This window comes from Halarchaeum salinum (genome assembly GCF_039520965.1).
In the GTDB taxonomy this organism is placed as follows: Archaea; Halobacteriota; Halobacteria; order Halobacteriales; family Halobacteriaceae; genus Halarchaeum; species Halarchaeum salinum.
This window is the reverse complement of the sequence record NZ_BAAABL010000092.1, coordinates 43,472-53,481: the sequence shown is the minus strand read 5'-3', so window position 1 is coordinate 53,481 and position 10,010 is coordinate 43,472. Positions and strand designations below refer to the sequence as shown.

Genomic DNA, 10,010 nt, shown 5'->3' with positions numbered 1-10,010 from the left:
CTCTTTGCGGCGATCTCCAGACATACTCTCGTATCAGGCGCCACCTCCATAACTTCCCCTAACCACTACGCGTTTCTGATGACGGCGTACAGCCAAGAGCGCTGGTCATCAATCTGTATCACGGTTTCGTCGACTGCAACGTGATCCGGGTCTTTGCCCTTGCGGTTCGCTACGCGCACGCCTCGACGCCTGCCAGTTCGCTCTCGACGACCTCGTGAGCTTCGTCGTCCTCTGGGGGTTCGTCAACCTCGTCTACACGAACTGGATCCCGGTGCTCTGCACCGCCGCGCTCGTCTGTGTCCTCCTCGCCACCGACCGCTTCGACCTCGCGTTCGCGCGCGACGGCGGCGTCGACGAGTGAGGGTGCTATGCCTCCGCCTCGGATTCCGTCTTCACGACCACCGCCGGCCGGCTCGTAAGCCGGAGCACCCGGTCGGTGACGCTTCCGAGGAGCGCGCGATACTCGTCGGGGCGCTGCTGCGTGCCGAGGACAAGCAGGTCGGCGTCTATCTCGTCGGCGTAGTCGATGATCGTCTCCGCGGGGTCACCGTGGCGGAGTTCGTCCGTGACGTCGACGCCGGCGGCCGCTGCCTGCTTGCGCACCGCGTCGAGTGCTTCCTCGCCGGCTTCTTCGAGGCCGTGCTCGGGCCCTTCGGCCTCGTCGACGTACTCGTCACCGCTGTACGCCGTGTACACCGACTCGTCCACGACGTAGACGACGTGCAGGTTGGCGTCGTGAGTCGCCGCGAGTTCGATCGCGTGGGACGCGGCGTTCTCGGATGCGACGGTACCGTCAGTCGCCAGCAGGATGTCGTCGTACATGCGTTTCGCTCTTTCACGCGGATCGCCGTAACTCCGGGGGACGCGCGGGAACAACAGAGTTACCTGCCGCGTGGCGCTCCTTCGCGTATGGAGAAGCTTCTCGTGCGGGCGGTCCGGGGGGAAGACGTCGAGCGGCCGCCGGTGTGGCTGATGCGCCAAGCCGGCCGGCACATCCCCGAGTACCGCGAGATCCGCGAGGAGTACAGCTTTCTGGAGGCGATCAAGACGCCCGAAGTGGCCGAGCGGATCACTCTCCTCCCGTGGGAGCACTACCGGCCGGACGGCGTCGTGATGTTCTCGGACATCCTCACCGTCCTCGAACCGCTGGGCTTTGACTACCGCATCGAGAGCGGCGTCGGCCCCGTGATCGAGGACCCCTTCGACGGCCCGAGCGACGTGCCGGACGACTACGCGGCGATCGCTGACGAGCTCGACTACGTCGGCGCGCTCCTCGAGCGGCTCGACGACGCCGTCGGCGATGAGACGTCGCTCATCGGCTTCGCGGGTGGCCCGTTCACGCTCGCCTCCTACATCATCGCCAGCGGCTCCTCGCGCCACGACGAGATCCGGCAGTTCCGCGCGCGCCATCCCAACGCGTTCGCGTCGCTCCTCGACGTCATCGCGGACGCCGTCCTCGACTCACTCCAGTACCAGATCGACCACGGGGCGGACGTCGTCCAGCTCTTCGACACGTACGCCGGCGAACTCGCGCCCGCGGATTACCGGGAGTTCCTCCTCCCACTCCATCGGCGGATCTGCGCGGGCGTCGACGCGCCCGTCATCCTCTTCGTGCGCAACATGGCTGGCCGCCTCGACGCGCTCGCCGACGCCGACCCCGACGCGGTGAGCCTCGACTGGACCGTTGACATCGCCGACGCGCGCGACGAGCTCGGCGATATCGCGGTCCAGGGGAACCTCGACCCGCAGTACCTCTTCGGCGACGAGTCGTTCGTTCGCGCGGAAACGGAGCAGGTTATCGAGGCCGCAGGCCCGCGCGGGCACGTCCTCAATCTCGGCCACGGCGTCCACGCGGACACGCCGATGGAGAACGTCCGCGCGTTCGTCGAGACGGCGAAGAACTGGGAGTACGAGAACTGAGCTACGCGAGGTCGTCGGCGACGCACTCGGCCTCACGAACGCGGCCCGGGACGCCGACGCGCGCCGTGTAGTTCGTCGCGAGCGTGATCCCGTCCGGCAGATCGAGTCGATCGAGCGCCGCCCACGACTCGTCGTAGGCCGGGAGCGCATGCCGGTCGATCGAGACGTCGCGGACGTGTGCCGCGGCGTCCATCACTGCCTCGAACTCGTCGGCGGCGATCTCTCCGACGTCTTCCGGGGCCATCTCGACGATCTTCTCGTCCTCCATCCCGCCGAGATACGCCGTGTACTGGCCGGTCCGCCCGAAGAGGCTGTGGTGCCACGAGACGCCGAGCGTTCGCAGCGACTCGGTGCGTCGCACCTGGTAGCCAAAGCCCTCGCGGCGCGCGTCCGAGTACATCGTCACGACCGCGAGCGGGTTGTACGTCAGCTCGCCGAGCGCGGCCGCCGAAGTGGGCGCGACGCCGCCGAGGAGGTCGGCGGCGGCCGGCGCAGGAACGGTGAGCACGACCTCGTCCGCAGTGACGGGGCCATCCGGCGTCGAGACGACGTAGCGCTCACCGGCGCGTTCGATCCCGGTCGCGGGCGTCCCGAGCCGCACGCGATCAGCGTAGCGTGCGGCGAGCGCGTCCGGGAGGCGCTGGAGACCACCGGTGATCGAGACCGGCGGCGGGGCCTCCCGGTCGGCTATCGCACGTTGCAGGAGCGGCCGGAGGAGACGCCCGTGTTCGCCCTGCATCCGCAACAGCGCGGGGAGCGCGTGTTTCACCGGCATCCGATCGGGATCGGAGCCGTACGTTCCGCCGTAGATCGGTTCGACGAGGTTACGATACGCCGTCCGCCCGAAGGAGCGCCGGACGGCGTGCCCGACTGACTCGTCTGGGCGCACGTCACCGGTCAACGGCTCCGCGAGGACGCGAAACTTCGCGTACCACGGGAGGAGGTCGGTGCGGAGGAACGTCGGAAGGTCGAAGGGGACTTCGCGGAGCGAGCCGCCCGCATAGACGTAGAGCGGGAGGTCGTCGTCCGCGACGAGCAGGTCCTCGCGAAGCCCCGCAGCATCGACGAGCCGCTCGATCCCGTCAGTCAGCCGGACCCGGTTCGGGCCGCGTTCGGCGACGAGGCCGTCGTCGAGGGGCTTCGAGTCGATGACGCCGCCTGCCTCGTCAGCGGCCTCGAGCGTGACGCTCGTGACGTCGCGCTCGGCGAGGGCGTGCGTGAGCGCGAGGCCCGTGATCCCCGCGCCGACGACGGCGACATCCGCGTCGTTGCCGTCCCGTTCTCGGCCCGTGCCCGCGGCCACGGGCACGGTTACTCGGCGCGCGGCGCGTTCAGGCACATCGCGCCCTCCTCGGCTGCGCACTGACACTCCCGGAGCTGGTAGTACTCGGGGTCGACGTCCGCCGCGAACGGCTCGACAAGGTCCGCGAGCAGTTCGGCGAAGCGTGGGTCGTCGTGCGGGACCGGGACCCGAAAGAGCTCCTTGCCGGCTGCCTCGACCTCCTCGCGGAGTTCGATGTCGAGTTCGGAGAGCGTCTCGGATTGCTCGTGCATGAAGCTCACGGGCTCGACGACGACGCGCTCGGCATCGGTTTCGACGGCGACATCCTCTGTCTCGGGTTCGGTCCACGGGATGTCGCGGTTCTCGTGGTTCTGGTAACCAACGACATAGTCCTCGACACCGACGAGGTGGGCGAGTGCCGTCGTGAACTCGTTCACGTAGACGTCGTAGCGCGACCCCTCCTCGAGGTAGTGCGTCGGCGTCCCGTGCGCGGAGAAGAGGACGTCCGTGTCCTCGGCATCGAGGTCGATCCCCTCGCGCTCGGCGTACTTACGGACGTTGTCGGCACGCATCCGGGTGTACGCGGGATGGCGGTGCCAGCCGGAGATGCGATCGACCGGCACGTCCCAGTCAGCGGCTGCGACGGCGTCGTTGAGGTCAGCGAGGGCATCGACGGTCGTCGAGGGGCCACAGAGCGGGTAGATCGGGAGGCCGACGAGTCGGTCGACACCGTCGGCTTTCGCGGCGGCGACGGCGTCCGCGATCGTCGGCTCGGAGAACTGCGTGCCGAGGTAGCCGGTGGCGTCGAAGCCGCGCTCGGTGAGAACATCGACGACGGCGTCGACCTGTGCTTTCGCCTGCGGGTTCAGCGGTGACCCGCCGATGTCTTCGTACTCCTCGATGAGGCTGGGCGCGCGCTTCTCGGCGAGTTCGCGCGAGCGCTCGCGGGCCTGCGCCTCGGGCATGTCGCCGTCGAGGAAGCGGTTGTTGTAGAAGATCCGTTCGAGATAGGGGACGACCTCCTCGCGCGTCGGCTCGGATGGTTCGCCGAAGTTCAGGAGGATGACGCCTGTGGTCATATGCGTTCGTTGGGCATCGGTCGGCCAAAAGGTATCGGTTGCCGAACCCACCGTACGGCCGTCGAACCAGTCGGTATATGCCGTTTGCGTCCGTTCGTGGATGGCCGTCAGACGCCCTTCAAGTTCGTCGAGGGCCGAACGAAAATATGATCATTCCGATGACAACGATTATGTAACACTATCAGAACAGTGTAATCGTATGCCCCGCAGAACGAAACGATGTGCCCTCACCCTCGGGCTCGTCGGTGCCCTCCTCCTCGCCGGTTGCTCGACGCTCCCGACCGGCGGGCTCTCGGACGCCGACGCGATCGGTGAGCAGGTCCAGCATCGCTACGACGCGATCGAGGGGTACAGTGCGACCGTCACGAAGACGGTCGAAACGGAACACGCGACGTCGACGGTCAGTGCGCACGTCTCCGCCGACACCGACGGTGCGACGACCGTCACGTACCGGAGCGGCCCGAACGCGGGGTCGACGGTGACGTACGAGACGGCGACACGCGCGTCCGCCCTCGCGACCGGCCCGAGCGATGCGGCGACGCGTGGGTCGACGTACGGCGCGCTCGCGGCGTCACTCGTCCGAACGAACGACGTCTCGATCACTGGAACGGCGGTCGTTGAGGGCCACCAGACCGCAGTCGTCTCGCTCACCGACGGCAATACGAGCGACGCGGACGACGCTGCCCGTCGCGTCTGGATCGACACCGAGCGTCGGATCCCGCTCCGCGTCGAAACGACGTGGACGACTGCGGACGGCGTGAACGTCACCGAGACAGTCACGTACACGAATGTGACCCTGCGCGAAACTGGTGACTCGAACGGCACGATGGCAGCGAACACGGTGAGCGCGACGTGAGCGATGGCTCGCGCTCGCGACTCGGTCGCCTCGTCATCGTCGGTGCGGTAGTCGGCCTGCTTGTCGGTGCGGCCGTCGTTCCGACCGTGTGGGATCGGACGAGCGGCCCGGACGGGAGCGTCGCCGTCATCGAACTCCACTCGACGATCACGAGCGACACCGCGAGTACGGTCATCGACAACCTCCGCGAGGCCAGGCAGAATGACTCGATCGAGGCTGTCGTCCTCGATATCGACAGCCCCGGTGGTGCCGCGGCGGCGAGCGAGCAACTCTACCTCGCCGTCAAACGCACGCAACAGGTGATGCCCGTCGTGACGAGCGTGACGGGGATGGCCGCCTCCGGCGGCTACTACACCGCGGTCGCCTCGGACGAGATCTACGTGACGCCCGCGAGCAGCGTCGGCAGCGTCGGCGTGCGAGCGACGATCCCGACGCCGGGCGTGCCGGCCGGCGAGATCGTCACCGGCCCTGACAAGGGTGCGACGTCGACGCAAACCGAGGTCCGCCAGCGCGTTGAGGCGCTCCGGCGGGCGTTCGTCGGTAGCGTGCTGGCTGAGCGGAACCTGACGCTAAGCGAGAGCGAACTGTCCTACGCGAAGCTCTACTCGGGCGCGCGCGGCGTCCAACTCGGGCTCGCTGACTCCGTCGGTGGGATCGACACCGCGATCAGCGCGGCCGCGAGTCGGGCCGGGCTCTCGGACTACCGCGTGGTCCGAATGGAGTCACCGACTCCGAACGTCCTCAGCCAACTCGGCCTCAGCGCCGACGCGGACGGGACGGCGAGCGCGAGCGCGACGTTCGGCAACCAGGGCGTCGAAACCGTCCACTACCTGATGCTCCATGGGTCGATCGCCGGCCCGAAGACGGAGGTGATCGCCAATGCGAGCGCCTGATCTGCGACGCGGTATCGGGGCGTTCGTCGCCGTCTTCCTCGCCGTCGTCGTCGTGACGGCCGGTGTGGGCTTTGCGAGCGGCGTTATTGGCTCGAGCGGATCGGCGCAGCCGGACGCACCTGCGTACGACACGGGTGAACTCCTGCCGACGCCGGTCGACGACAGCGGGTCCGTTCCGGTACCAGACGCGGGAACGCAGAAAACCGTCGTCGTCGACGCCGCGCACGGCAACGCAGTCGGGCGCGCGGACATGCAGCCGCTCGTGAACGCCCTGATCAAGGGCGGCCACGAGGTGCGCTTCTACACCGGCGGGACCTCTTCGCTCGTCTCCAGTTCGGGGACGTCGGCGCTGAACGAGACGCTCAACGGTGCGGACGCGTTCGTCATCGCCGATCCGGCCGCGGCGTATAGCTCGGCGGAAGCGGACGCCGTCTCTGCGTTCTCGGACGACGGTGGGCGCGTGCTCCTGCTCGGCGATACGCCGACCACGGCGTCGAGCACAGCGTCGCTCCTCGGGCTCTCTACGGGTGCGACGACGGCCGGGAGCGGGCAGCCGAACGCCGTCGCCGCCCGCCACGGAATGACGTTCAATGCCGACTACCTCTACGACATGACGGAGAACGCGAACAACTTCCAGTACGTCTACGGATCGCCGAGCGCCGAGGGCGGCCTCGCCGCCGGCGTCGATCGAACGGTGTTTGACGCCGCAGTCGCCGTCACACACGGTGACGCGGCGACGGCGGCCATCAGCGCCGAAAACGTCAGCCGATCGAGCACGCGGACGACCGGGACGTACGCCGTCGCGGTCCAGAACGGGAACGTCGCCGCGATCGGCGACACATGGTTCCTCACGCCGGACGGCGCGACCGTCGCCGACAACGAGGTCCTCATCGGGAACGTCGCCGACTTCCTCGTGAGCGGGACGAAGACCGGCACGATCGGCGGGTCGAGCGCTCGGCCGACTCCGGGCGCACTCTCCCTCGGTGGATCGGGCGTTACGCCGACCCCGGGGGGCGCGACGAACGGAACGAACACGACCAACGCGACGGCCTGACGCGTCGGCGCGTCGCGTACGGGAGGCGAAACGCTTGTGTCGCCCTCCCACAAACTCTGGTTAATGATGAGTGACGACGAGCCACCGACCGCCCCGGTCATCTGCGAGGCGTGCGGAACGACGAACCGCGTACCGCTCCCGGAGGTCGCCGACACCATCGAGCGGCACAACGAACGCGTCCACGGCGGGGCCGAGGAGGCTGAAGTCGACCCCGACGTCGCCGACAAACTCGCGGACCTCATCGCCCGCGATCTCGGGTTTCTCGACGAGTAAGGGGGCGGATACTGGGGATGCCCAACCAAGCAGCACGTTTAGTAGTACTGTCCAGTAATACTGCTTAGTAGTATCGAGCTGGGGTTCCGCGACGCTACGCACGGAGCGTGGCGGACCCGACTGGCGACGGCCGGCGTTGATCGAATGCCCGCGCTACCAGTCAGTGAACTTATCGCGGCGAAAGAGATCGAGCTCTTGGACGACGTTCGGGTCCTCCTGCTCGGCGGCGAAGGCGATGGCACGCGCGACGTCGGCGGGTTCGGCTGCGTCGCCGGGCTCGATGGCTTCAGCGAATTTCTCGCCGTCCTCGCTGGCGAACTCCGTGCGGACTTCGGTCGGGTTGATTACCGTCACGCCGACACCCTCGTTGCCGGCGCTCCCCTGCAGGCTCAACGCGAGCCCGCGTGTCCACCACTTCGTCGCGGCGTACACCGGTGCGCCGGGACGCGGGTACTGCCCGGCCATACTTCCGAGGAAGAGCAGGTTCCCCGCGCTCTCCTTCAGATGAGGCATGGCGGCACGCGCGACGTGGAACATCCCGTCGCAGTTCACGTCCATCATCTGTCGATACGCGTCGAGGTCGAGGTCCTCGATGGCCGTCTCGGCGCGCCCGAGACCGGCGTTGTTCACGACGACGTCGAGGCCACCGAAGCGCTCGACGGCCGCATCGACGAGCGCCTCGACCGCCGCGTTGTCCGTCACGTCCGTCGGGTGGACGACGGACTCGACGTCGTGATTGTCTGACATCTCGGTCGCGAGCGTTTCGAGTCGCTCCTCACGGCGGGCGCTCAGGACGACGTTCGCGCCTCGAGAAGCGAGTTCGCGGGCGGTCGCCGCGCCGATGCCGGAACTCGCGCCCGTGACGAGCGCCGTCGCGTCGGTCAGCGTGTCGGTCATACTCGTGACCGGTATAGCAAGGGGCTTAACGGTTCGGGAACCCGGTGAGGCGAATCAGCCGACGGATTCGGAGAGGGTTCGTCACTCGTCCACGGCATCGACGAGCGTGAGCGCGCGTTCGACGGCGTCGCGGGCGTCCGCGCCGAAGACGTAGCAGACGGGCTCGATGCCGTACGCGCCGTCGTGGTAGGCGACGGTCGGTACGCCGTCGGCGAACGCGTCGCGGAGTTCGGCCGCGCGGTCCTCGTAGCCGGCGTCGAACGCGACGGGGTCGTGTCCGCGCGCCCGGGCGGCGTCGAGGAGCGCGTCGCTCGTGGCGAGGTTCAGCGCGCCGCCGACGGTGTCGCCGACGTCGGCCGCGACGAGGAGCGCGCTCGCCACGTGGTGCGACGCCCCGAACGCCGGTTCGGAGGGGACCTCGACCCGCCCCCGCACGGCGTGGAGTCGGCCGGGGACGGCGGCGACGTCCGCGGGGTCGGCGGCCTCGGGAAGCGCGCTCGCCACGTTCGTCCCGACGTTCGGCACATGGCCGGGCGTCGCGTCCGCGGCGGCGAAGCGTCGGACGGCCGTGCGGACGTCGCGGAGCGTCTCGCGCTCGCGCGCGGCCGCCCCGTCGCGCCCGCGGACACAGAGGTCGCACTCGCGGCCGTCGAGCGCGGGCATCGCGTCCTCGTGGAGTGCGCAGACCGGCCCGCGGTCGACGAACGCGGCGAGGAGCTCGCGGACCTCGACGAGCGCGTCGTAGCCGGAGAGCTCGTCCGCGACCCAGCCGTCGGCGACGCGCTCGACCGTCGATGCGAAGCGCTCGTCGTCCGCGAGTCGGTCGGTCGTACGGGCCTCGCCGGCGAGGTAGTTGCTTACCGCGGCCTGCGTGACGCCGAGAAAGCCCGCAATCTCACGCTGCGAGCATCCTCGATCGGAGAGAGCGCGGGCGAGCGCGACGCGCATCGTCGGGACGAACTCGTCGGCGATCACCTCGGCGGGGAGGACGAGCCCGTCGTCGCGTGTCGTTGCCATCGGTGATAATCCAGTTATACCACTAAATTATATAGGTGGCGATGGCGAGGGGACCGATATGGGATACACCGAGACGCTGACCGAGGTCGCCGACCCGACCTGGGACGCCATCGAGGCGCACCCGATGGTGTCGGGGCTCGGCGACGGCACGCTCGACGTCGAGCCCTTCCGGTACTGGGTGCGTCAAGACTACGTCTACCTCGTCGAGTACTGCCGGGTGTTTGCCTACGGGGCGGCGCGTGCGCCCGACCTCGACACCCTCCGGCGTTTCGCCGAACTGCTCCACGAGACCGCAGAGACGGAGATGGATCTCCACCGCGAGTACGCCGCCGAGTTCGGCATCACCGAGGCCGAACTGGAGGCGACCGAGGCGTCGCCGACTACACGCGCGTATACGGACTTCCTCGTCCGCACCGCCGCAACCGGCACCTTCGGCGATCTCGTTGCCGTCCTCCTTCCCTGCATGTGGGGGTTCAACGAGACCGCGAAACGGCTCAAGGCCGGGGGGCTCCCGGACGATGAGCGCTATGCGGAGTGGATCCGTACCTACGCCGGCGACGACTTCACTGAGCTCGCTGAGTGGTGCAAGGCCCTCATGGACGACATCGCGGCCCGGTCGAGCGACGCCGACCGAGAGCGCTACCGCGAGATATTCGAGACCTCGGCGCGCTACGAGTACCGCTTCTGGGACGCCGCGTGGCGCGAGGAGGAATGGACGGCGTGAGCCACACGGACGACC

12 protein-coding genes are annotated in these 10,010 nt (G+C 68.5%); 7 read left to right on the top strand and 5 right to left on the bottom strand.

All coding sequences use genetic code 11. The features are described 5' to 3' along the window. Positions 1-133 precede the first annotated feature (133 nt). A complete protein-coding gene (locus ABDZ36_RS14655; protein WP_425545325.1) occupies positions 134-361 on the top strand; it encodes a carotenoid biosynthesis protein in 228 nt (75 codons plus the stop codon). Between the two features lie 5 nt (positions 362-366). On the opposite strand, the gene ABDZ36_RS14650 is transcribed toward ABDZ36_RS14655, so the two are convergent. Next, a complete protein-coding gene (locus ABDZ36_RS14650) occupies positions 367-822 on the bottom strand; it encodes a universal stress protein (RefSeq protein ID WP_211312846.1) in 456 nt (151 codons plus the stop codon). A gap of 87 nt (positions 823-909) precedes the next feature. On the opposite strand from ABDZ36_RS14650, the gene hemE reads away from it, so the two are divergent. Further along, the gene (gene hemE, locus ABDZ36_RS14645) at positions 910-1,920 is read left to right on the top strand and encodes a uroporphyrinogen decarboxylase (RefSeq protein WP_211312847.1); all 1,011 of its coding nucleotides are present in this window, start codon (positions 910-912) and stop codon (positions 1,918-1,920) included. A gap of 1 nt (position 1,921) precedes the next feature. Here the strand turns inward: hemE and hemG are convergent, their stop codons facing one another. Then, positions 1,922-3,259, bottom strand: a complete 1,338-nt coding sequence (gene hemG / locus ABDZ36_RS14640) for a protoporphyrinogen oxidase (RefSeq protein ID WP_343749375.1) — start codon at positions 3,257-3,259, stop codon at positions 1,922-1,924. Next, positions 3,232-4,281, bottom strand: a complete 1,050-nt coding sequence (gene hemH, locus ABDZ36_RS14635) for a ferrochelatase (RefSeq protein ID WP_211312848.1) — start codon at positions 4,279-4,281, stop codon at positions 3,232-3,234. Before hemH ends, hemG begins: the two co-directional genes overlap by 28 nt. 199 nt (positions 4,282-4,480) lie before the next feature. On the opposite strand from hemH, the gene ABDZ36_RS14630 reads away from it, so the two are divergent. The 4 genes from ABDZ36_RS14630 (at position 4,481) to ABDZ36_RS14615 (ending at position 7,357) form a co-directional block, all read left to right on the top strand. Further along, complete coding sequence (locus ABDZ36_RS14630; protein ID WP_211312849.1) at positions 4,481-5,137, top strand: LolA-like protein; 657 nt, start codon at positions 4,481-4,483, stop codon at positions 5,135-5,137. Continuing rightward, positions 5,134-6,030 (top strand): S49 family peptidase, encoded by an 897-nt coding sequence (locus ABDZ36_RS14625; protein WP_211312850.1) that lies wholly within the window; start codon positions 5,134-5,136, stop codon positions 6,028-6,030. Before ABDZ36_RS14630 ends, ABDZ36_RS14625 begins: the two co-directional genes overlap by 4 nt. Next, entirely contained in the window at positions 6,017-7,084 is a 1,068-nt protein-coding gene (locus ABDZ36_RS14620) for a DUF4350 domain-containing protein (protein WP_211312851.1), read from the top strand. The genes ABDZ36_RS14625 and ABDZ36_RS14620 overlap by 14 nt, the downstream gene beginning before the upstream one ends. Before the next feature lie 66 nt (positions 7,085-7,150). Next, positions 7,151-7,357 (top strand): DUF8149 family protein, encoded by a 207-nt coding sequence (locus tag ABDZ36_RS14615; RefSeq protein WP_211312852.1) that lies wholly within the window; start codon positions 7,151-7,153, stop codon positions 7,355-7,357. 153 nt (positions 7,358-7,510) lie between these two features. Here the strand turns inward: ABDZ36_RS14615 and ABDZ36_RS14610 are convergent, their stop codons facing one another. Further along, on the bottom strand, positions 7,511-8,254 hold the full coding sequence (locus tag ABDZ36_RS14610) for an SDR family oxidoreductase (protein WP_211312853.1): 744 nt from the start codon (positions 8,252-8,254) through the stop codon (positions 7,511-7,513). Positions 8,255-8,335: 81 nt separating this feature from the next. Next, positions 8,336-9,271 carry a thiamine-phosphate synthase family protein gene (locus ABDZ36_RS14605; protein ID WP_211312854.1) on the bottom strand — a complete coding sequence of 312 codons (936 nt, stop codon included), beginning with the start codon at positions 9,269-9,271 and terminating at the stop codon, positions 8,336-8,338. Positions 9,272-9,329: 58 nt separating this feature from the next. Here ABDZ36_RS14605 and tenA point away from each other — a divergent pair, with 58 nt between their 5' ends. Further along, positions 9,330-9,995, top strand: coding sequence for a thiaminase II (tenA, locus tag ABDZ36_RS14600; RefSeq protein WP_211312855.1), 666 nt, complete (start codon positions 9,330-9,332; stop codon positions 9,993-9,995). Positions 9,996-10,010 lie beyond the last annotated feature (15 nt).